Source organism: Phenylobacterium sp. (genome assembly GCF_030698145.1).
GTDB lineage: Bacteria > Pseudomonadota > Alphaproteobacteria > Caulobacterales > Caulobacteraceae > Phenylobacterium.
The window spans coordinates 1-20,619 of record NZ_JAUYNW010000092.1 but is presented as its reverse complement, the minus strand read 5'-3'; the positions used below and the strand labels follow the sequence as shown (position 1 = coordinate 20,619).

At 68.8% G+C, this 20,619-nt stretch carries 19 protein-coding genes; 10 read left to right on the top strand and 9 right to left on the bottom strand.

What is annotated here, in order from left to right; genetic code table 11:
• Position 1: 1 nt before the first annotated feature.
• Both Q8Q77_RS13915 and Q8Q77_RS13910 read right to left on the bottom strand, forming a co-directional pair.
• Positions 2 to 826 (bottom strand): DoxX family membrane protein, encoded by an 825-nt coding sequence (locus Q8Q77_RS13915; RefSeq protein WP_305584209.1) that lies wholly within the window; start codon positions 824 to 826, stop codon positions 2 to 4.
• A gap of 65 nt (positions 827 to 891) precedes the next feature.
• Entirely contained in the window at positions 892 to 1,320 is a 429-nt protein-coding gene (locus tag Q8Q77_RS13910) for a CBS domain-containing protein (RefSeq protein WP_305584207.1), read from the bottom strand.
• Positions 1,321 to 1,585: 265 nt separating this feature from the next.
• Here Q8Q77_RS13910 and Q8Q77_RS13905 point away from each other — a divergent pair, with 265 nt between their 5' ends.
• Together Q8Q77_RS13905 and Q8Q77_RS13900 are read left to right on the top strand one after the other, a co-directional pair.
• Positions 1,586 to 2,311 carry an alternative oxidase gene (locus Q8Q77_RS13905; RefSeq protein ID WP_305584206.1) on the top strand — a complete coding sequence of 242 codons (726 nt, stop codon included), beginning with the start codon at positions 1,586 to 1,588 and terminating at the stop codon, positions 2,309 to 2,311.
• Positions 2,304 to 2,615, top strand: a complete 312-nt coding sequence (locus Q8Q77_RS13900) for a DUF1971 domain-containing protein (RefSeq protein WP_305584205.1) — start codon at positions 2,304 to 2,306, stop codon at positions 2,613 to 2,615. The genes Q8Q77_RS13905 and Q8Q77_RS13900 overlap by 8 nt, the downstream gene beginning before the upstream one ends.
• A 5-nt stretch (positions 2,616 to 2,620) precedes the next feature.
• Here the strand turns inward: Q8Q77_RS13900 and Q8Q77_RS13895 are convergent, their stop codons facing one another.
• Together Q8Q77_RS13895 and Q8Q77_RS13890 are read right to left on the bottom strand one after the other, a co-directional pair.
• Complete coding sequence (locus tag Q8Q77_RS13895; RefSeq protein WP_305584204.1) at positions 2,621 to 3,067, bottom strand: hypothetical protein; 447 nt, start codon at positions 3,065 to 3,067, stop codon at positions 2,621 to 2,623.
• Positions 3,068 to 3,125: 58 nt separating this feature from the next.
• Positions 3,126 to 3,548, bottom strand: coding sequence for a GFA family protein (locus Q8Q77_RS13890; RefSeq protein ID WP_305584203.1), 423 nt, complete (start codon positions 3,546 to 3,548; stop codon positions 3,126 to 3,128).
• A gap of 102 nt (positions 3,549 to 3,650) precedes the next feature.
• Here Q8Q77_RS13890 and Q8Q77_RS13885 point away from each other — a divergent pair, with 102 nt between their 5' ends.
• Together Q8Q77_RS13885 and pdeM are read left to right on the top strand one after the other, a co-directional pair.
• Complete coding sequence (locus tag Q8Q77_RS13885) at positions 3,651 to 6,116, top strand: ligase-associated DNA damage response DEXH box helicase (RefSeq protein WP_305584202.1); 2,466 nt, start codon at positions 3,651 to 3,653, stop codon at positions 6,114 to 6,116.
• The gene (pdeM, locus tag Q8Q77_RS13880) at positions 6,113 to 6,844 is read left to right on the top strand and encodes a ligase-associated DNA damage response endonuclease PdeM (protein ID WP_305584201.1); all 732 of its coding nucleotides are present in this window, start codon (positions 6,113 to 6,115) and stop codon (positions 6,842 to 6,844) included. Before Q8Q77_RS13885 ends, pdeM begins: the two co-directional genes overlap by 4 nt.
• 57 nt (positions 6,845 to 6,901) lie before the next feature.
• On the opposite strand, the gene Q8Q77_RS13875 is transcribed toward pdeM, so the two are convergent.
• From Q8Q77_RS13875 to Q8Q77_RS13860, 4 genes are read right to left on the bottom strand one after another with little or no spacing between them, the layout of a single operon-like run.
• Complete coding sequence (locus tag Q8Q77_RS13875; RefSeq protein WP_305584200.1) at positions 6,902 to 7,372, bottom strand: DUF3429 domain-containing protein; 471 nt, start codon at positions 7,370 to 7,372, stop codon at positions 6,902 to 6,904.
• 4 nt (positions 7,373 to 7,376) lie between these two features.
• Positions 7,377 to 8,147, bottom strand: a complete 771-nt coding sequence (locus tag Q8Q77_RS13870; RefSeq protein WP_305584199.1) for a TIGR02186 family protein — start codon at positions 8,145 to 8,147, stop codon at positions 7,377 to 7,379.
• Positions 8,147 to 9,067, bottom strand: coding sequence for a sulfite exporter TauE/SafE family protein (locus tag Q8Q77_RS13865; RefSeq protein WP_305584198.1), 921 nt, complete (start codon positions 9,065 to 9,067; stop codon positions 8,147 to 8,149). The genes Q8Q77_RS13870 and Q8Q77_RS13865 overlap by 1 nt, the downstream gene beginning before the upstream one ends.
• 56 nt (positions 9,068 to 9,123) lie before the next feature.
• Positions 9,124 to 12,270, bottom strand: coding sequence for a peptidoglycan-binding protein (locus Q8Q77_RS13860; protein WP_305584197.1), 3,147 nt, complete (start codon positions 12,268 to 12,270; stop codon positions 9,124 to 9,126).
• A 219-nt stretch (positions 12,271 to 12,489) separates the two neighbouring features.
• Between Q8Q77_RS13860 and Q8Q77_RS13855 the strand changes: the two genes are divergently transcribed.
• Complete coding sequence (locus Q8Q77_RS13855; RefSeq protein WP_305584196.1) at positions 12,490 to 12,693, top strand: hypothetical protein; 204 nt, start codon at positions 12,490 to 12,492, stop codon at positions 12,691 to 12,693.
• Here Q8Q77_RS13855 and Q8Q77_RS13850 read toward each other — a convergent pair.
• Positions 12,690 to 14,357: a bifunctional lysylphosphatidylglycerol flippase/synthetase MprF gene (locus Q8Q77_RS13850; protein WP_305584195.1), complete on the bottom strand. Its 1,668-nt coding sequence runs from the start codon at positions 14,355 to 14,357 to the stop codon at positions 12,690 to 12,692. The genes Q8Q77_RS13855 and Q8Q77_RS13850 overlap by 4 nt on opposite strands.
• A 145-nt stretch (positions 14,358 to 14,502) precedes the next feature.
• On the opposite strand from Q8Q77_RS13850, the gene Q8Q77_RS13845 reads away from it, so the two are divergent.
• The 5 genes from Q8Q77_RS13845 to Q8Q77_RS13825 form a co-directional block, all read left to right on the top strand.
• Positions 14,503 to 15,726, top strand: a complete 1,224-nt coding sequence (locus Q8Q77_RS13845) for an acyl-CoA dehydrogenase family protein (protein ID WP_305584194.1) — start codon at positions 14,503 to 14,505, stop codon at positions 15,724 to 15,726.
• Positions 15,727 to 15,800: 74 nt separating this feature from the next.
• Positions 15,801 to 17,036, top strand: coding sequence for an acyl-CoA dehydrogenase family protein (locus Q8Q77_RS13840; RefSeq protein ID WP_305584193.1), 1,236 nt, complete (start codon positions 15,801 to 15,803; stop codon positions 17,034 to 17,036).
• Positions 17,037 to 17,086: 50 nt separating this feature from the next.
• Complete coding sequence (locus Q8Q77_RS13835) at positions 17,087 to 18,295, top strand: acyl-CoA dehydrogenase family protein (protein WP_305584192.1); 1,209 nt, start codon at positions 17,087 to 17,089, stop codon at positions 18,293 to 18,295.
• Positions 18,296 to 18,347: 52 nt separating this feature from the next.
• A complete protein-coding gene (locus Q8Q77_RS13830) occupies positions 18,348 to 19,556 on the top strand; it encodes an acyl-CoA dehydrogenase family protein (protein WP_305584191.1) in 1,209 nt (402 codons plus the stop codon).
• 199 nt (positions 19,557 to 19,755) lie between these two features.
• The coding region (locus tag Q8Q77_RS13825; protein ID WP_305584190.1) for an acyl-CoA dehydrogenase family protein at positions 19,756 to 20,619 on the top strand (864 nt) is incomplete at its 3' end.

Here is a 20,619-nt window from a genome sequence, read left to right as displayed (position 1 = left end):
TTCAGGATAGTCCCTCCGCCGCCGGGTTCAAGGCCGCTTTGGCCGGCCGTCTGCCGATTGAGTCCGCCACCGACCAGGCCGCGCCGGTCAGGCTGATGGCGATGGCCATCATGGTCCATTCGAGACGGCTATCGGGGTCGACGTAGACCCTGGGGATGTGCAGCAGGACCACGAAGCCCGCGAACATCACGCTGAGCAGCCGCGCGGCGAGCCTGGCCTGGACGCCCGAGAGGATGCCGAGCGCGGCCGCGATGTGGCAGGTGCCGGTGGCGTAGGCCCAGAAGAGCTGGTTCGGCGGAATCCAGGCCGGCACCATCGACGCGGTGAACTCGGCGTAGGTGTAGTGGGCTAGGCCGAACACCAGCGGACAGAGGCCGAACACCAGCCGCCCGGCGCGGGAGAGCCCGGCCGCACGCTCGGTGTTGTTCCAGAGCAGGGCGAAGCCGACCAGGCCCGCCATGGCGAGCGCCGAGATCTCGGCGACACCATTCCAGGCGCCGATATTGGTGGGATGGGCCGCCACACGAGGGGCGTGCAGCAGGACCACCCAGGTGAAATAGAGGAGGCCGAGCGCCGCCGCGCCGAAGCGGGACAAGCGGGGCAGTTGGACCGCGACGCCGGCGGCCATCATCGCCGCGCCGCTGGCATAGGCCAGAACCGTATGGCCCGGAACGCCCTTCGGAACCGGCTGCCACTGCATGGCGAAGTCCACCGAGATCAGGCTCAGAAGCCCGAGGATCACGGCCCCAAGGCCGTAGATGCGAACGCCGAACTTCTCCATGGCCTGCCCCCAGACGTCGATGTCGCGCACGACGCGCGGGGGCAAGCTTGGTCATGATTGCGGTGTGATCGTGGCCGTTACTCAATCATTACCTGTGGTGTTATCAGGGGTTAGTGCGTCACCTCCGACGTGGGCTCACTGATCTCCTCGAGGGTCTTGCCGACCTGTTTGGCGCCGTAGTCGAGCGCGATATCGCCGAGGGACAGGATGCCGACCAGCTTGCCCTTTTCGCCGGTGACGACGAGGCGGCGGATCTGGTGGCTCGCCATCTGGGCGGCGGCGTCGGCGACATTGTCATCCTCGCTGCAGGACTGGACGTCGGGGGTCATCACCTCCGAAACCGGCGTGTCGAGGTTCCCACCCACGGCGATCACCCGAAGGACGATGTCGCGGTCAGTGACAAGGCCGATCACCCGGTCTTCCTCGACCACGGGCACGGCGCCGGAATCGACATTGGCCATGACGCCGGCGACCTTGCGGACGCTGTCGGTCGGGCGGGCGGTGGCGACCTGAGCGGTCATGACGTCGGCGACTTTCATGGGGCGTCCTTATGGTTGGAGAGCTCAATAAACCCGTGGGCGATGGTCTCGTTCCGCCTTCGGCCCCAAGCGGAGCCGCGGAGTAGATTGGGAACAGGCGCCGGCCCTGCGAATTGCACTATAGCTCACGGCCTACCGACGACGCCTCGGCGAGACGGCCCGCGTCGCCCCGCGCCTCAAGCTCGAAATCTGCCGCCAGTCCACGCCGGCCTCCAGGCATTCACCGGGCGGGCGGGCAGGCTGCGTCCGGAAAGGACTGAACAAGATGGTCAATTCGATTCTCGCGCCCGACAGGCTCGCCAGAGCCGAGGAACGGGACGCCGAGCCTCTGGTCCATCACACGCCGGTGGGCTTTTCAGATCGTTTCGCACTCGGCTTCACCAAGCTGCTGCGGGTTTGCGCCGACACCTTCTTCGCCAAGCGTTACGGCCACCGCGCGATCGTCCTGGAAACGGTGGCGGCTGTGCCCGGCATGGTGGGCGCGACGATCCAGCACCTCACCTGTCTGCGCCGCATGGTCGACGACGACGGCTGGATCCGCACCCTGATGGAGGAGGCCGAGAACGAGCGGATGCACCTGATGACCTTCGTGGAGATCGCCAAGCCGACCTTCTTCGAACGGATGGTCATCCTGTTCGCCCAGTGGATCTTCTATCTCGGCTTCTTCCTGCTCTACCTGGTCTCGTCGCGCACCGCCCACCGCGTCGTCGGCTATTTCGAGGAAGAGGCGGTGATCAGCTACACCCTCTACCTCAAGGAGATCGACGAGGGCCGCTCGCCCAACGTGCCCGCGCCCGCTATCGCCAAGCGCTATTGGAAGCTGCCCGCCGACGCGACGCTGCGCGATGTGGTGCTGGCGGTGCGCGCCGACGAGGCTCACCATCGCGACGTCAATCACGGCTTCGCCAGCAAGATCGCCGGCCGGCCCGCCGATCACGCGACCGTCGCTCCCTATCCGCCCCGTGCCGACGAGATCAGGTCCCATGCCTAGTATGAAACCGAACCGCGCGCCCGAGCCCTACCGCTCCACTCCGGTCTTCGACGAGGCGACCCTGCCCGTCAGCCTCCGCCGGGCGCATCGCACCAAGCCCGGCGTGTGGGGCGTCATCCGCGTGCTGCAGGGCGAACTGACGCTCTGCTTCACCGAGCCGCCCGAACAGAAGCGCCTGTCCCCGGGCGCCGACGGCGTGCTGGAGCCCGATCAATCGCACTTCGTGCTGACCGAGGGGCCCATGCGGATGCAGATCGACTTCTACACCCAGGCCCCGCGGCTCGCGGCGTCGGAGGAAGCCTAGGGCGCCTAGTACCGCGGGATCGGCTTGCAGATGGTGACGTCGCGGTCGTCGACGCAGGCCATGCCGCGGTCCCGGCGGCCTCGGCCGTCACGGAACAGCAGCACCCGCGGGGTGTTGGACTTCGCCGACGGCGGGGTCGCCGGTCGATCCGGCGCGACATAGGGCGCCCGCGGCGCGGCGGCCAGCACGGCGGCCTCGGGCCGGCAGCGCGAACCGTCGTACATCTTGCCTTTCGGGCATTCGCCGGCCGGGGTGGGCCGGGTGCTCTGCTGCAGCAGCCGCCCCGTAGGACGCGCGCGGCCGTCGTCGCCACGGCACCATAGTTCCAGGGTCGCCGAGGCCTGCGCCGTCGCCACCCAGTGGCAATTGGGCGGGGTCTCGACCTGGGCGGCCGCCGCGCCGCCGCTCAACAGGCCGAACGCCAAGACCGCCAGTCCCAGGGCACGTCGCATCGCCGTCTCCATCGATCGCCGGTCGCGCGATCGATGGGCGCAACCTCTTGGCCCGATCCTACTCCGGAATCTCCACGCCGGAACCGCCGAACGCCTCAGGAAAGTCCTTCATCTTGGGCAGGCCGTCCTTCATCGGCAGGACGGTCTCGGCGTAGTTCACGTGCACGCCCGGCGTGAAGGCCAGGCCCGGAAGGGTGGCGGCGAACACGTCGATCAGGCTGAGCGGCGGGTGGTTGGTCATCAGGTGGCCGCCGCATTTGGAGCAGTACTGGCGCTGGCTGAGATCGGTCTTCGCGTAGGTCGCCACATGCTCGGCGCCCTGCGTCACCCGCACGGCCTCCGGCTTCCACAGGCTGAAAGCGTTGACCGGACCGCCGGACCAGGAGCGGCACGATCGGCAGTGGCAGTAGCCCATGGCTTCGGGCTCGCCCGTCGCCTCGATCTTCACGGCGCCGCAGAAGCACTCGCCTGTGTGGGTCATCGCTGGCCTCCCTATTTTGTCCGCACTCTACCCCTGGGCGGCCGGCTGGCCATTAGGTAGTGTTCGAGTGAAACGTAACGGGAACATGCTATAGGCGGGGAGATGGCTGACGCAGCGGCGAGCCCGCCGGACCTCCTGCCCGAACGCTTCGCCGCCTGGTTCGAGAACCGAGGCTGGAGCCCGCGCGCCCATCAGCTCGACATGGTGGCCAAGGCGCGCGAGGGCCGCGACGCTCTGCTGATCGCCCCCACCGGCGGGGGCAAGACCCTGGCGGGGTTCCTGCCCAGCCTGATCGAACTCAGCGAACGGCCGCCGCCCAACACGCCGCAAGGCATCCACACCCTCTACATCTCGCCCCTGAAGGCGCTGGCGGTCGACGTCGAGCGCAACCTGATGGCGCCGATCCTCCAGATGGGCCTGCCCATCGTCGCCGAGAGCCGCACCGGCGACACCGGCCAGGCGCGCAAGCAGCGCCAGCGGGTCAAGCCGCCCGACATCCTGCTGACCACGCCCGAACAGCTCGCCCTGTTCTGCGCCTGGGAGGGCGCGCGGCTCTATTTCGAGAACCTCAAGTGCGTGATCGTCGACGAGATCCACGCCATCCACGCCTCCAAGCGCGGCGACCTGCTGGCCCTGCACCTGGCGCGGCTGCAGAAGTTCGCGCCGGACCTGCGGCGCGTGGGCCTGTCCGCGACGGTGGACGACCCCGACGTGATCCGCCGGTGGCTGGGCCACGGGACGCACGAGACGATCGACCTGGTCCGCGGCCCGGCCGGCGCCCAGCCGATCGTCGACATGCTGCTGTCGGAAGGCCGGGTGCCCTGGGCCGGCCACACCGCCCAGCACGCCATGGCCGAGGTCTACGAAACCATCAAGACGGCCAAGACCGCCCTGGTCTTCGTCAACACGCGCTTCCAAGCCGAGTTCGCCTTCCAGGAGCTGTGGCGGCTGAACGACGACAATCTCCCGATCGCGCTGCACCACGGATCGCTCGCCGCCGAGCAGCGGCGCAAGGTCGAGGCGGCCATGGCGCGCGGCGAGCTGAAGGCCGTGGTCTGCACCTCCACCCTCGACCTGGGCATCGACTGGGGCGACGTGGACCTGGTGATCCAGCTCGCCTCGCCCAAGGGCGCCAGCCGGATGGTCCAGCGGATCGGCCGGGCCAACCACCGGCTGGACGAACCGTCCCGGGCGCTCTTCGTGCCGGCCAATCGCTTCGAGATGCTGGAGTGCCAGGCCGCCCGCGAGGCCATCGCCGAGAGCCGGTTCGACGGCGACGCCGCCCGGGTGGGCGCCCTGGACGTGCTGGCCCAGCACATCATGGGCTGCGCCTGTTCCGAGCCCTTCGACCTACTGGCGCTCTATGACGAGCTCTGCTGCGCCGGGCCCTATCGCGACCTGACCTGGGAGGACTTCGAGCAGGTCGTGGATTTCGTCTCCACCGGCGGCTACGCGCTCAAGACCTACGATCGGTTCCGACGGATCGTGAAGGGGCTGGACGGCCTCTGGCGGGTGCGCAACCCCCAGACCGCCCAGCGCCATCGCCTCAATGTCGGCGCCATCCTCTCGCCAGCCATGCTCGCGGTGCGCATCGCCATGGGGGGCAAGGCCCTGCGCGGCGGCCGCAAGGTGGGCGAGGTCGAGGAAGGCATGCTGGAGATGCTGGACCCTGGCGACACCTTCGTCTTCGCCGGCCAGGTCTGGTCGCTGGTGGCGGTCACCGGCATGGAGGTCCTGGTCCGGCCCGCCGTGCACAAGGACCCCAAGATGCCGTCCTGGGGCGGCTCGAAGTTCGCGCTCTCCACCTTCCTGGCCAAGCGGGTGCGTGAGCTGATGTTCGACCAGGAGCACTGGAAGGTGCTGCCCGCCGATGTTCGCGAGTGGCTGGAGATCCAGCGCGACCGCTCGCTGATCGTGGGCGACGAGGAGATGCTGCTCGAGACCTTCCCGCGCGGGAAGCGTCACTTCATGGTGGTCTATCCGTTCGAGGGCCGCCTGGCCCACACCACCCTGGCCATGCTGCTGACCCGGCGGCTGGAGCGGTTGGGCGCCGAGCCGTTGGGCTTCGTGTGCAATGACTATGCGATGGCCATCTGGGCCCTGAAGCCGCTGGACGGACTCGATTTCGACGAACTCTTCGACCAGGACATGCTGGGCGACGACCTGGAGTCCTGGCTCGCCGAGAGCTTCATGATGAAGCGCGCCTTCAAGGGCTGTGCGATCATCTCCGGGCTCATCGAGCGGCGATTCCCGGGCGAGGAGAAAACCGGCCGCCAAATCACCTTCTCAACGGACCTGATCTACGACGTGCTCCGCCGACACCAGCCCGACCACCTGCTGCTCCGCTGCGCGCGGGAAGACGCCGCCACCGGCCTGATCGACGTGGCGCGTCTGGGCCAGATGCTGGCGCGGATCAAGGGCCGCATCAGACACGCGGCCCTGGACCACCTGTCGCCGTTCTCGGTGCCGATCCTGCTGGAGATCGGCAAGGAACGCTCGCCCGGCCAGACCGGCGACCGCATCCTCGCCGAGGCCGAGGGCGACCTGATCGCCGAGGCCCTGGCATGAGCGCTCTGGCCCAGCCCCGCCAACCCTACGCCTTCGCCGCCAGCCCCTGCGGCGGCCTGCGCACGACCCTCTCGGGCGTCGACGTCGTCCTGCGCGCCAGCGGGGCGCTTTGGCTCGAGCAGGTCCGCACGCTGGTGGTGGCCGACCTGCATCTTGAGAAGGGCTCGTCCTACGCCATGCGTGGCCAGATGCTGCCGCCCTACGACACCCGCGACACGCTGGAACGGCTAGCCGCCGAGGTGGCCGCGGCCAGACCGGCGGCCGTGGTCCTGCTGGGCGACACCTTCCACGACCGCACGTCCGAAGCGCGGCTTGCCGAGGACGACGCCCAGCGCCTGCGGGAGCTGGCGAGCGCGACCCGGCTGATCTGGGTGATCGGTAACCACGACGCCGACGGCCCCCAGGCCCTGCCCGGCGAGGTGGCCGACGAGCTGTCGGTCGAGGGGCTCACCCTGCGCCACGAACCCCAGGCGGGCTTGCAGCCCGGCGAGGTGGCCGGTCACCTGCACCCCTGCGCCCGCGTCGTCGCCTCGCGCGGCAGCGTGCGACGGCGTTGCTTTGTGACCGACGGCGAGCGGATGGTGGTCCCGGCCTTCGGCGCCTATGCGGGCGGCCTGAGCGTCAAAGACAAGGCGTTCGCGGGCTTCTTCTCGCGCGCGCCCCTGTGCGGCGCGCTGGGCGCTGGCAAGGTCCATGCGGTCGGATGGCGTTCCGTCGCCGGCGACTGAAGCGCGATAGTCGAATGTGGCCGCTGGTTTCAGCGACCTTCGCGCTCCCTTGAAAATCTAGAGCGTCAGCGCCTTTTCCAGGGCCACGGCGAGCGACAGGCAGGCTCCGAGGGTCAGGACGGTCATCAAGCGCGGATAGCGCGCCGGCACGTCCGGGGCGGTGTGGTCGAACAGCCACTGCAGGATGAAAGCGGCCAGGAAGCCGCACAGCAGCCAGGGCGGGTCGATGGAGCCGCGGCTGAACAGCAGCGCCCAACCGCCGACCGGCGAGATCAACGAGTGAGCCAGCCGGGTCCAACGCGGTTGCGCCCGCGCGCTCTCCAGGCCCCATCGGATGCCGCCGAGGAAGCCCATCACCACCGCAGACCAGGTCAGGATCACGGTCAGGGCCGGTCCCGCCAGGTCCGCCGGACCAAGGGCGTAGGCGAAGGCCGAGGCGGGAAAAGGCGCCATGCAGAAGAGGGCGATGACCCACAGCGGCAGCGGCGCGGCGCCCGTCTCGATCTCGACGTCGGTGCGAATGTCCAAGCGGTCAATTCCTCCGGAAGGCGACCGATGCGGCCCAACCCGCGGCCAGGGCGATGGCGACCGAAGCCAAGCCGTAGAACCATGGCCTCTGGTGCGCGAAAAGGTAAAGCGCCCGTTCCAACCCGACCTTCTCCACCGTCAGGCCTCGGACCCGCCGCGAAACGGGCTGGCCGCCCTGGAAGAGGATGATCTCGGCGGTGTAGACCCCGATGGGCGCGGCGGTCGGCAGGTCAATCTCAGCCTTGAACAGGCCCCGGTCCACGAAGGTCACACCCCGGTCGTCGGCGGCGTAGAGGCCGGCCTGCTCCTTCAGCCGCACCACCGCGCGGCGCCAGTCCAGATAGTCGGCGCCCAGACGGCTGACCACCACGTCGCGGACGCCGTAACGGGTCTCCACCCGCTGCTCGAAGGGGGCGTTGATCGCCAGGTGATCGATGCCCGCCCCAAGGCGGCGCAAGGGCCCGAAGCCCGCGATCTGGTCCAGGGGCTTGGTCGAGGCGGTCATGTAGAAGCCCGGCGCGCCCTCGAACACCACGGGCCGGGAGTTGACCCAGATGCCGGCCACCTTGGTCTTGCGCGCGATGCGGAGCGGGGCGTCCGGCCCGCGCACGATCACTACGACGTCGCTCGGCCGGGCGGACGGATCGAATACAGCGCCGTAGAGCACGATGCGCGCGCCGCGGAAGCTGGAGGTGACCTTGACGCTGGTTGTGGTGAGCGCGGCCGAGACGGCGACGGGCGGCCAAGACGGCGGAGGCGGCAGGGCGTCGGCCATTACCCGTTCCCCGCCATCAGGACGAAAGGCTCGGCGGGCGTGAAGAACAGGCCGAGTCCCATGCGCAGGCCCACCGCCAGGACGATGATCGCCAGCAGGGCGCGTAGCTCCTCTGCCCGGAACCTCGACGAGGCCCGCGCCCCCACCTGGGCCCCCAGCACGCCGCCGATCAACAGCAGGGTCGAGAGCACCACGTCGACGGTCTGGTTGCGGCCGGCCTGCAGCACGCTGGTCAGCGAGGTGGTGATGATGATCTGGAACAGGCTGGTGCCCACCACCACGCCGGCGGGCATGCGCAGCACATAGACCATCGCCGGCACCAGGACGAAGCCGCCCCCCACCCCCATGATCGCCGACAGCACGCCCACGAAGACCCCAAGCAGGACCGGGGGAATGACGCTGATATAGAGCCGAGAGCGCGGGAAGCGCATCTTCAGCGGCAGGCCGTATAGCCAGGGCGGGCGGCGGTCGCGGCGCGGCGCGGCGCTCTCCCCGCGCCGGCGGCGCAGGATCGAGCCTAGCGACTCCCACAGCATCAGGGCGCCGATCACCCCCAAGAAGACCAGGTAGGACAGCGAGACCACCAGATCGGCCTGACCCAGCAGCCGCAGCCACCGGAACACCTCGACGCCCAGGAACGAACCAACCGCCCCGCCGGCGGCCAGCACGCCGCCCATGCGGAAGTCCACGGCCTTGCGCCGGGTGTAGGAGATGACGCTGGAGGTCGAGGAGGCGGCGACGTGATTGGCCTCGCTGGCCACCGCCACCGCGGGCGGGATGCCGAGGAAGACCAGGACCGGCGTCATCAGGAAGCCGCCGCCGATGCCGAACAGGCCGGAGATGAAACCCACCGCCGCGCCCAGCGCCACCAGCAACGGGGCGTTCACCGAGACCTCGGCTATGGGAAGGTAAAGGTCCAAACAGTCACGCCTTCGCGCGGAGTTGGTCGCGGCCCGCCCGCCTTACGCGGCCGGCGTCACCGCGTGAAGACCTGCAGGCGCGAGACCGTGGTCGGGTCGAGCGTCCCGGTGGGCGGCAGGGTCTCGTTCCGCTGATAGGCCACGACCGCCATCTTGAGCGCCGGCGAGGGCACGCCGTCGACCGGCCCCTCGTAGTAGCCGAGCCGCGACAGGGCGCGTTGGACGGTCGCCACGGTCGGCGCCGAGACGCTGCCGGTGGCCAGCGAAGGATTGGGCGAGGTGGCGCGATAGCTCCGGGCGGAGGCCTCGGCGATGGCGCGCGCCTCGGCCGAGAGGCCTGAACGGACCCTGGCGGCGCTCTTCAAGGCGCCCTCGTCGCCAGCCTTGGCCGCGATCAGGTACCACTTGTAGGCCTCGGCCGCGTTCTGGCCGACACCCAGGCCCTGCTCGTAGAGCGCGCCCAGGTTGAACTGGCTGTCGACCAGGCCGAGGTCGGCCGCGCGACGGAACCACTGGGCCGCGGTGGTGGAGTTCTTCGGGCCGCCGTCTCCGTTGACGAAGGCGATGCCCAGATTGTGCATGGCGTGGCGGTTGCCGCCCTGGGCCGCGCGCTCCGTCCAGCGGCGCGCCTCGGCGGCGTCGGCCTTCAGGCCCGCTTCGCCCTTTTCGTAGAGCTTGGCCAGGTAGAACTGGGCCGGAGAGTGGCCGAGGTTGGCGGCCTTGCGTAGGCTGTCCAGACCGCCGGCCTGCTTGGTCTCGATGGCGCTGACCGCGTCGGCGTAGAGCGAGGCCAACTCGGCGTCGACGGCCGGCGTGGCCGGCAGGGCCGCGATCGCCGTCGGCGCCAGGGCCACGGCGGCGCGGGGTTCGTTGAAGGGGGTGGTGTCGGCCTCGGCGCCTGTGATCTCGCCGCCATTGGCCTTCAGGGTGGCCAGTGCGTCGGCGACGCGCTTGGGCTGGGCGCCGCCGGGCTGGCCGTCCATCACGATGATGCCGGCCGCCCCGAGGCTCAGGAAGGCCGCGCCGCCCGCGACCAGCAACGCGCTGTGCAGGGCCGAGCCGGCGGCCCGCTTGGGCGGACGCGCGCCGAAGGCCGAGAACAGCGACTTGCCGGCCGGCTTTTCGGGCTTGGCGGCCTTGTCGCCGGCAGGGCGCAGGAACTTGTCGAGCTTGCCCTTGCCCTTCTTGGCGTCGCCCGTGCTGGCCGCGGCTCGCGCCGCGGCGCGAGCCTGCTCGATGACCTCGCGGGTCGAGAGCGGACGGGCCGGCTCTTCCGCCTCAACCGGAGCTTCCTCCAGGTCCAGGTCGGGACGTCGTGCGAAGGCCTGGAGCGCCGGTTCGTCGATCGTCGGATCCGCGACGAGGTCAGGATCGACGAGGTCGGGCAGGTCATGCTGGGTGGCGTCCAGATCGATTTCGTCAGCCTCGGCGAGGGCCGGCGCCGGCGCGACCTCGGCGACGTCGTCCTCGATGGCGTCGGCTTCGAAGGTCTCGGCCTCGAACGCAGCGGCTTCCTCGTCGGCGGCCACCTCGGTGTCGATGGGCGAGAAGCCGTCCGCGGCCTCGAAGTCGGCGGCGTCGAAGGCCGGCCGCTCGGATTCGCTGGGGAATGGGGCGGCCAATTCGATGCGCGGCTCGGCGAAAGCCTGCAGGGCCAGGGCATCGGCTGCGGGCTCGGCCGGTCCGAAGTCGGCGAACGGGTCGGCGTCGAACGGCGAGGGCGGCTCTGCCGCCCGAGCCGGCGGAGCAGCGGCGGCAACCTGCTCGGCCAACCGGCGTTGGGAGTCCGCCAGGCTGCGGTCGATCTTCTCGCGCGCCTCGTCCAGCAGGCGAGCGGTGCGCTCCTCGCTGAGACGGATACGCTCGGACAGGTCCTCGGAGCTGCGGTCGTGGCGCTGCTGGATCCGCTCGCTGACGCGGGCGACCTGTTCCCCGACGTCATCGATGGCCTGGGCGGCGCGGCGCTCTGAGCTGCCGATCCGTTCGGCCAGGCGCTCGGTGATCTTGCCGATCTCCGCGCCCAGGCGCTCCAGCGCCTCGGCGTGAACGCCCTCGCTGCGGCCGAGCCGGCTCTCCATCGCCTGGGCGATGCGCGCGACCTCGCCGCCCACCTGCTCGATGGCGTCGGCGCTGCGTTGTTCGGTGGCCTGGACCCGCCTGTTCAGCGTGTCGGCCATGGTCAGGACCTCGCGGCCCATCTTCTCGATGGCCTGGCCCGAAGCGGTCTCGGCCTTGCGCACGCTCTCGGCCATCTCGCCGAGCTTGGTCTCCATGCGGTCGAAGCGGCCGTCGGCGGCGGCCTGCAGTTTCTGGGCGATCTCGCCGCGAACCTGTTCCACCCGCTGCGACAGCGTCGTCGACAGGGCGGTCAGCCGTTCCTCGATCGCAGGTCCGGCCCCGCTCTCGACCGTCTCCACGCGGCCGTCCAGGTTGGCGAACGCCTTGCCCAGGTCGATCAGCGCCTCGGCGGTGCGGGTCTCCGCGTCGCTCAAGCGGGCGTCGACGCGGTTGGCGACCTCCTCGATCAGGCCGGCCGGGTCGCCCCAGCCGCTGTTCGAGAGCTCTTCGATCCGACGTTCCATGTCCTGGAGCGTCTCGCGGGTCCGGCCTTCGCCCTCGTAGAGATGGGTGGCGACCTTGCCCAGGGCGGCTTCCAGCGACCGGAGGGCCTCTGCGGAGCGCGGGCCGGAAGCTTCCAGCTCAATCTTGCGCAGGCGTTCGGCCAGGCGGGCTTGCTCGCCGCGGGCTTCCTGCACCGCGCCCTCGAAGCGCGCGGCGACGGCGACGTTTTCGCGTTCGGCGGCCTCAAGGCGGGTCATGGCCTCGCGCATGGCGCTCTCGACGCCGACGCTGAGGCCGCGGACCTCGGAGCCCTCAATCCGCCCGGACAGCCGGTCCAGCGCCATGCCGATGCGGCCGATCTCGTCGGCGGGATGCTGGGGCGCCTCGAAACGCTTGGGGGGAGCCGCGGGCCGGCGCGCGGGCTCAGGAGCTCTGGGGGTCTCGATATAGGCGCGCTCGGGACGCTGGGTGAAATAGGCCTGGGAGGTGATCTCCTCGGGGCCGTCGTCCTCGACGTCCTCCAGGATCATCCGATTCAGCCATTCTCCGAGCGTCATTCCGGAGCGACGGGCCAGGTCCTTTGCGACCTCCCGAGCCTTGGGGTCGATCCCCTTGACGCTCCAAGGCGTCGCCGACGTCATCGAATCGTTCTCCCCGCCTATCCTCGACGCTAGCTACCGATCCTTGGGGTGTAAACGCGTGGTCGCCACTATATATAGCGTCCGGTGCGATTGCCTGTGGACGGCGGCGCAAAGTCTTGGCCCCAATGAATCCAAGCGCCCGTTGAGTTAACGGGTCGTTAAGAATTAAGGCCTGCTTCACCTTTGCCCCGGGCGCGCGGCTGCGGTACGCCGTCGCAGATGACCCTGCCCGTCTCCCTCGCGCTCTGCGCCGTCCTGCTGGCGCTGGCCGCCTTCGCGGGCTGGCGCGGCGCCCAGCCGCCGGATTTCGCCAAGGGACCCCGGCTGGCGCCGTGGCGCTTCATCATGGTCACGTCCGCGACCCTTGGCCTGTTCCTCGCGGTCCACGTGGTGAACCTGCTGGGCGTGGCGACCGGGCGCTAGGCCGCGATCGGTTGCGCCTCCTCCCCGCGTTTCGGGCGCTTGGCGAGGCTGGCCATGCCGCCCGAGGTGAGCAGGCCCATGTCGGCCAGGATCAGCGGGATCGACCACCTGTTGGGCGCGGCGATGTAGCGGGGCCGCCAGACCGGGTCGTACTTGCCCTTGTACGAGCGCACGCCCTGGAAGTTGTAGATGTCCTCGCCCCGCTCGAAGATCAGCGCCCCGACGCGCGACAGCACCGGCGCCAGCGGCCGGTCGTCCAGGCCCGACAGGGGCGCCATGCCGAAATCGATGGCCTGATACCCCTGGGCCCGGCCCCACTCGATCAGCTCGACGAACAGGTAGTCCATGATCCGCCGGGGCCCGTCCTCGACGTAGCGCATCAGGTCCATGGAGAACGAGGTCTTGGCCGCGGTCACCCAGAGGGTGGCGAAGGCCACGATGCGCCCCTCGAAACGCACGATCCCCACCGGGAACTCGGCGACGTAGTTGGGGTAGAAGCCGCCCATGGAGAAGCTCTTGTCGCCGCCGGCGTGGTGTACCAGCCAGGCGTCGGAAATCGCCTGCAACTCCGGCATGATCGCCCACACGCCCTCCGGCGGCACGACCTCGAAGCGCGCGCCGCCATCGCAGGCCTGACGCCAGGCCCGCCGCAGATTGCCGCGCTTGGTGCCCTCGATGCTGAAGCTGTCCAGGGCGACGGCGGCGGCCTCTCCCACCTTCGAGATCGAGAAGCCCAGCTCGACGATGTCGGGCAGGTGTTCGGCGTCCAAGCCATAGAAGCCAGGCCGCGCGGCATGGGCGTCGGCCAGCTCCCGGAAGCGCCAGAGCAGGTCCATGCGTTCGTCGCGGCGGCCGACGGGCGCGCCCAGCGAGATCCAGGAACGGCCCCGCACGCCGAACATCAGGAAACTCTCTCCCGACGGCGAGAAGATGAACCGCTTGTCGCCCAGCAAGGCCAGGTTCGAGCCGGGTTCGGCCTCCTCGGCCTTGGCCAGGATGCCGCGGATCCGGGCGAGCTCGGGGTCGGACTCGCCGACCACCTTGGGCGTGGCCGCCGAGGCGATCAGCCGCCAGACCCCGAAGGCGAACAACAGCACCGCGGCGCCCGCCCAGCCGCGGACCGCGCGCGCAGCGTCGTCGTCTGCCATCACCGCCCAGAACGGCATGTCACCATAGTCGGCGTGCTGGAACGACCACAGGCCGAGCAGGCCCGCGCCGGCGACCACCGCGAAGGCCGAAAACAGCCAGCCGGGCGTCACCTCCATGCTGGACAGCCGCGCCTTGCGCGGGAAGGCGCCGTGCAACGGGATCAGCACCACCGCCATCAGGGCCAGGGCCGCGGCCTCTTCCCAGGCGAAGCCCTTGAGCAGGGCCAACGGCGCGGTGACGAGCAAGACCGCCACCGCCGCGGCCCAGGCCGCGTCCAGCCGCGCGCGCAGCCCGAAGGCCAGCAGGACCAGCACCAGGCCCATGATGCTGGAGAGGAAGTGGCTGACCTCGATCAGCACGACCGGGGTGACTTTGTAGAGCGCCAGGAAGCGGTCGGGGATGGATGGCGTGGCGCCCGAGGCCAGGAGCATGACGCCCGCGGTCAGGCTGAGGGCCGCGGCCAGGGTCGGCGCCGCCGCGAACACCGCCGGCCTCAGTTCACGCCAAAGTCGCATACGTCCGCCAGCACCGCCTCAGTTGGCCGAAGCTATAGCGCGATTTGCCGGCGATGCAGCGTCACGCACGATCAAACAACTGTTTCGTCTCCCTTGCTCCTGCCGGCCCCGACGCTAAGGTGGCGGAAAATCCAGGGAGGACTCCATGGCCGACTTCGGCGCCGGTGAACTCGACGCGTTCCGTGTCGAAGTGCGCGATTGGCTGGAAGCCAACTATCCCGCCGAACTGCGCGATCCGAAGGCGCAGACCGATCCGGAAGCCATCTGGGGCGGACGGGCGTTCGCCGGCTCCTCCGATCCCCAGAGCGTCTGGATGCGGCGGGCCGCCGAAAAGGGCTGGACCGCGCCGGGCTGGCCCGCGGCCTATGGCGGCGGCGGCCTTACCCCCGCCCAGGCCCGGGTGCTGGACCAGGAGATGTCCGCCGGCCGCTACCGCCCGCCTCTGGCCTCCTTCGGCGTCTGGATGCTGGGCCCCGTGCTGCTGGAATATGCGACCGAGGAACAGAAACGCGAGCATCTTCCTAAGATCATCAATGGTGATTTCCGTTGGTGCCAAGGTTATTCTGAACCCGGTGCAGGTTCTGACCTGGCATCTCTAGCAACGCGGTGCGAAGACAAGGGCGATCACTGGTTGATCAATGGCCAAAAGGTCTGGACGTCTTACGCCAACAAGGCGGACTGGTGTTTTTGCCTGGTTCGTACCGATACGACCAAGAAACATGAAGGCATTTCCTTCGTCTTGATCGACATGACCACCCCTGGCGTCGAGACCCGGCCGATCAAGCTGATCTCCGGTGAGAGCCCGTTCTGCGAGACCTTCTTCACCGACGTGAAGATCCCCAAGGACAATCTGGTGGGCAAGGTCAACGGCGGCTGGGAGATCGCCAAGCGGCTGCTGCAGTACGAGCGCCAGAACATCTCCGGCGGCTTCGGCAGCGGGGGCGGCGCGGGCGGCTCGGCGGGCGACCTCGGCCAGATGGCCAAGACCTATCTGGGGTCCGACAGCCATGGCCGCGTGGACGACCGCGACCTGCGGATGCGGATCACCAAGAACAAGATGGACTTCGACTGCCTTTACAAGACGATCGCCCGGACCGCGGCCGAGGCGCGGGCCTCCAACGGTCCCTCGGCGGCCACCTCGATCATCAAGTACGCGGCGGCCACCTTCGCGCAGGAACGCTCCGAGCTCATGGTCGAGACCATGGGCCATCAGGGTCTCGGCTGGGAGGGCGAGGGCTTCAGCCCCGCCGAGCTCGTCGCCACCCACGGCTGGCTGCGCTCGAAGGGCAACTCCATCGAGGGCGGCACGTCGGAAGTAAACGTCAATGTGGTGGCCAAGCGGGTTCTGGGCCTGCCCGATCCGAAGTAGGCTATCCCGGCGGCGTCCTATTTTTCGGGCGGCGGCGATCTATCTGAACGACCATATTTTGAAGGCGAATTTACATGGCTGATTTCGGCGGCGACGACACGCAGGCCTTCCGCGCGGATGCGAAGGCGTGGCTTGAGGCCAACTTCCCGGCCGAACTCAAGGCCGATCCCGCCGCCCAGCTGGCCGCGGCCCAGGGCGGCAAGGAAAGCCCGGCGGCCAAGCAGTGGCGCGAAGCCATGGGGTCGCGGGGCTGGGGCACACCCACCTGGCCGGCCCAGTACGGCGGCGGCGGACTGTCGCGCGCCGAGGCCCGGGTCCTGGCCGAGGAGATGGCCAGGATCGGCGCCCGCAACCCGATCGGCGGCATGGGCGTGATGATGTTCGGCCCGACTCTGGTGGAATACGGGACCGAGGAGCTGAAACGCCAGCACCTGCCCGGGATCGTCACCGGCTCGGTTCGCTGGTGCCAGGGCTATTCGGAACCGGGCGCCGGGTCCGACCTGGCGGGCCTGCAGACCCGCGCCGAGGACAAGGGCGACCACTATCTGGTGACGGGCTCAAAAATCTGGACGAGCGGCGCCAACCTCGCCGACTGGTGCTTCTGCCTGGTGCGCACCGACACCTCCAAGAAGCATGAGGGCATCTCCTTCCTGCTGATCGACATGAAGTCGCCCGGGGTCGAGGTGCGGCCGATCCGGCTGATCAACGGGACCTCGCCGTTCTGCGAGACGTTCTTCACCGAGGTGAAGGTGCCGAAGGATCAGCTGTTCGGGCCGCTGAACGGCGGCTGGACGGTGGCCAAGCGGCTGCTGCAGTTCGAGCGCGACAACATCTCGGCGGGACTGGGCGGCGGGTCGATCGGGGCGCCGGTCGCCGCGCTGACCGTGCTGCACGCCGCCAAGGACTATGTGGGCGTCGACGAGGCCGGCCGGCTGGCGGACCCCGACCTGCGCCGGCGGGTGACCGAGCACCTGATGGAGGTCCGCGCCTTCCAGCTCACCGTGCGCCGCGCCGCCGACGAGGCCAAGGCGGGGAACGGACCCTCGGCCGCCACTTCGATCATGAAGTATGCCGGCGCCAAGGTCGCCATGGACCGCAACGAACTGATCGTCGAGGCCCTGGGCTCCAGCGGCCTGGGCTGGGAAGGCGATGGGTTCGACGGGCCGGAGCTGGCCGCGGTGCGGACCTGGCTGCGCTCGAAGGGCAATTCCATCGAGGGCGGCACGTCGGAGATCAACCTCAACGTCGTGGCCAAGCGCGTACTGGCCCTGCCCGATCCGAAGACCACGGGGGCTCTCCCCGCGACCTAGGCTTCATGCTATAGTCTTTGCTAAGATAATGAATATTAGGGAGAATTTTCATGGCTGACTTTGGCGGCTCCGATTTGGAAGCCTTCCGCGCCGACGCGCGCACCTGGCTTGAAGACAATTTTCCGAAGTCCCTGCGCGGCGATCCCGAGACGCTGCAGGCCCTGGCCATGAGCCCCGCAGAGGCGACCGGCGACTGGGCGGTCTGGAAGGAACGCATGGGCGCGCGGGGCTGGGGCGTCCCCACCTGGCCAGCGGCTTACGGCGGCGGCGGTCTCGCGCCTTCCGAGGCTCGGGTATTGCAGCAGGAGATGGCCGCCATCGGCGCGGTCAACCCGATCGGCGGCATGGGCGTGGGCATGTTCGGCCCGACCCTGCTGGAATACGGCACCGAAGAGCAGAAGCAGAAGTGGATCCCCGACATCGTCACCGCCAAGATCCGCTGGTGCCAGGGCTTCTCCGAGCCGGGGGCCGGTTCCGACCTGGCAAGTCTTCAGACCCGTGCCGAAGACAAGGGCGACCACTTCCTGGTCAATGGATCCAAGATTTGGACAAGCGGCGCCCAGTACGCCGACATGATCTTCTGCCTGGTCCGCACCGACACGACCAAGAAGCACGAAGGCATTTCCTTCGTGGTCTTCGAGATGCACCAGCCGGGTGTCGAGGTTCGGCCAATTCTGCTTATAGCAGGCAACTCACCGTTCTGCGAAACCTTCATCACCGACGTGAAGGTCCCCAAGGAAAACCTGATCGGCCCGCTGAACGGCGGCTGGAGCGTGGCCAAGCGGCTGCTGCAGCATGAGCGTTCGGGCATGAACGGTTCGCGCGGCGGGGGCGTGAAGCCCGACGCGCTGGGCGTCATCGCCAAGAAGTATGTGGGCGCCGACGACCAGGGCCGGCTGGCGGACTCCGACCTGCGCACCCGCATCGTCATGAACGAGATCGACCAGAAGGCCCTGCAGCTCACGGTTCGCCGTGCGGCCCTGGAGGCCAAGGGCAATTCGGGCCCCAGCGCCGCCACCTCGATCATGAAGAACGCCAATATGAAGGTCGCCCAGGACCGGGCCGAACTGACCCTGGAGTTCATGGGCCATCAGGGCCTGGGCTGGTCGGGCGACGGCTTCTCCGACGAGGAGCGGGCCGCGGTGCGCTCGTGGCTCTCGGGCAAGGCCGGCTCGATCTATGGCGGCTCCAACGAGGTGCAGAACAACATCATCTCCAAGCGGATCCTGGGACTCCCGGACCTGACCCAGAGCCACTAGGGTGATGACAACACAGAGTTTCGAACGACCAATTTTCAAGGAGACTTTTTAGATGGCTGATTTTGGCGGCGATCTCGACACCTTCCGCACCGAGGCGCGGACCTGGATCGAGGCGAACTTCCCGGCGTCCCTGAAGGGGCGGCCGAACCCGATGATGCGCGAAGAGCGCTCGAAACCCAGCGCGGACCAGGAAACCTGGCGCAAGGCGATGGGCGAAAAAGGATGGGGCGTCCCCACCTGGCCGGCGGCCTATGGCGGCGGCGGGCTGTCGCCGGCCGAGGGCCGGATCATCCAGCAGGAGCTGGGCCGGGCCGGGGCCTATAACCCCATCGGCGGCATGGGCGTGATGATGTTCGGTCCGACCCTGCTGGAATACGGCACGGAAGATCAGAAGAAAGAGCACATCCCGCCGATCGTCCGGGGCGACCTGCAATGGTGCCAGGGCTTCAGCGAGCCGGGCGCCGGGTCCGACCTGGCAAGTCTTCAGTGCAAGGCTGAAGACAAAGGCGACCACTTCGTCATCAACGGCCAAAAAATCTGGACCAGCGGCGCACAATTCGCCGACATGTGCTTCTGTCTCGTGCGGACGGATACTGCGAAGAAACATGAAGGCATCTCGTTCGTCCTGTTCACGATGCATCAGCCGGGCGTAGAAGTTCGCCCGATTCCTCTGATCGCTGGCAACTCTCCTTTCTGCGAGACGTTCTTCACGGACGCCATCGCCGACAAGAAGAACCTGGTCGGCCCGCTGAACGGCGGCTGGTCCATCGCCAAGCGGCTCCTGCAGCATGAGCGCTCGGGCCTCTCGGGCGCGGGCGGCGGCGGCGGGTTCGGCATGGCGGTCAAGCCGCTGCCGAAGCTGGCCAAGGACTATGTGGGCGTCGACGAAAAGGGCCGCCTGGCCGACACCGACCTGCGCACCCGCATCATCATGAACGAGATCGACGGCCGCGCCTTCCAGCAGACCGCCGTGCGCGCGATGATGGAATCGAAGGGCAATTCCGGCCCCTCGGCCGCCACCTCGATCATGAAGAACGCCGGCACCCGCTGGATGCAGGACAAGGCCGAACTGACCCTGGAAGTCATGGGTCACCAGGGCCTGGGCTGGGAAGGCGACGACTTCAAGCCCGAGGAGCTGGGCGCGGTGCGCGGCTGGCTCGGCGGCAAGGCTGTCACGATCTATGGCGGCAGCCAGGAGGTGCAGAACAACATCATCTCCAAGCGGATCCTCGGCCTGCCGGACCTCACCCAGAACAACTAGGGCGCCCCTTTTCCTCCCCCGTTCACGGGGGAGGGGGACCGCCGGCAGGCGGTGGAGGGGGCGGCCGCGGACGCAGAGCCCGGCCTCGCCCCCTCCACCATCCTTCGGATGGTCCCCCTCCCCCGCTTCGCAGGGGAGGAAAAGCGGCTCCAGAACCAACAACCGAATTTTCGAAGATCGATTTAGGGAAACACTAGAAATGGCCGTTCTGAACGAAGAACAGAGCATGCTCCGCGACGCCGCGAAGAGCTGGACCCAGGAAAAGAGCCCGGTCACCGCCTTCCGCAAGATGCGCGATAGCGGCGCCGAGCTGGGCTACGACGTGGGCGCCTGGAACGAGATGGCCGAGATGGGCTGGGCCGGGGTCATCATCCCCGAGGAATACGGCGGGTCCGACTTCGGCTACCTGTCGTTGGGCCTCATCCTCGAGGAAACCGGCCGCACGCTCACCGCCTCCCCGCTGCTGGCCTCGGGCCTCGGCGCCGCCAGCGCCCTGGTGCTGGGCGGCAGCGACGCCCAGAAGAGCGCCTGGCTGCCGAAGATCGCCGCCGGCGAGACGGTCGGTACGCTGGCCGTCGACGAAGGCGCCCACCACGCCCCGGAAAAGACCGCGCTGAAGGCCGAGAAGGCCGGCGCGGGCTACAAGCTCTCGGGCACGAAGAGCTTCGTGCTGGAAGGCATGGCCGCGGGCGGGATCATCGTCTGCGCCCGCACCACGGGCGCGCCGGGCGACACCAAGGGGCTCACCCTCTTAGTCGTCCCCGCCGACGCCCAGGGGAACAGACGCAATCGCCAGTCGCTCCCCGACAGCCGCGGCGCGGCCAATGTCAGCTTCGACAATGTCGAGGTCGGCGCCGACGCGGTCCTCGGTGAAGCCGACAACGGCTGGGACCTGCTGGAAAAGACCCTCGACCGCGCCCGCGCGGGCGTGGCCGCCGAGATGCTGGGCGCCGCGGTCCAGGCCTTCGAGGTCACCCTCGACTACCTCAAGGTCCGCGTGCAGTTCGGCCAGGTGATCGGCTCCTTCCAGGCCCTGCAGCACCGCGCGGCCAAGATGTTCACC

Bases quoted from the DNA above. Each gene is read 5' to 3' on its own strand.
- Q8Q77_RS13830 (WP_305584191.1), top strand. From the start codon at position 18,348: ATGGCTGATTTTGGCGGCGATCTCGACACCTTCCGCACCGAGGCGCGG.
- Q8Q77_RS13860 (WP_305584197.1), bottom strand. From the start codon at position 12,270: ATGACGTCGGCGACGCCTTGGAGCGTCAAGGGGATCGACCCCAAGGCT.
- Q8Q77_RS13885 (WP_305584202.1), top strand. From the start codon at position 3,651: ATGGCTGACGCAGCGGCGAGCCCGCCGGACCTCCTGCCCGAACGCTTC.
- Q8Q77_RS13835 (WP_305584192.1), top strand. From the start codon at position 17,087: ATGGCTGACTTTGGCGGCTCCGATTTGGAAGCCTTCCGCGCCGACGCG.
- pdeM (WP_305584201.1), top strand. From the start codon at position 6,113: ATGAGCGCTCTGGCCCAGCCCCGCCAACCCTACGCCTTCGCCGCCAGC.
- Q8Q77_RS13895 (WP_305584204.1), bottom strand. From the start codon at position 3,067: ATGCGACGTGCCCTGGGACTGGCGGTCTTGGCGTTCGGCCTGTTGAGC.
- Q8Q77_RS13890 (WP_305584203.1), bottom strand. From the start codon at position 3,548: ATGACCCACACAGGCGAGTGCTTCTGCGGCGCCGTGAAGATCGAGGCG.
- Q8Q77_RS13900 (WP_305584205.1), top strand. From the start codon at position 2,304: ATGCCTAGTATGAAACCGAACCGCGCGCCCGAGCCCTACCGCTCCACT.
- Q8Q77_RS13870 (WP_305584199.1), bottom strand. From the start codon at position 8,147: ATGGCCGACGCCCTGCCGCCTCCGCCGTCTTGGCCGCCCGTCGCCGTC.
- Q8Q77_RS13840 (WP_305584193.1), top strand. From the start codon at position 15,801: ATGGCTGATTTCGGCGGCGACGACACGCAGGCCTTCCGCGCGGATGCG.
- Q8Q77_RS13850 (WP_305584195.1), bottom strand. From the start codon at position 14,357: ATGCGACTTTGGCGTGAACTGAGGCCGGCGGTGTTCGCGGCGGCGCCG.
- Q8Q77_RS13855 (WP_305584196.1), top strand. From the start codon at position 12,490: ATGACCCTGCCCGTCTCCCTCGCGCTCTGCGCCGTCCTGCTGGCGCTG.
- Q8Q77_RS13905 (WP_305584206.1), top strand. From the start codon at position 1,586: ATGGTCAATTCGATTCTCGCGCCCGACAGGCTCGCCAGAGCCGAGGAA.
- Q8Q77_RS13910 (WP_305584207.1), bottom strand. From the start codon at position 1,320: ATGAAAGTCGCCGACGTCATGACCGCTCAGGTCGCCACCGCCCGCCCG.
- Q8Q77_RS13845 (WP_305584194.1), top strand. From the start codon at position 14,503: ATGGCCGACTTCGGCGCCGGTGAACTCGACGCGTTCCGTGTCGAAGTG.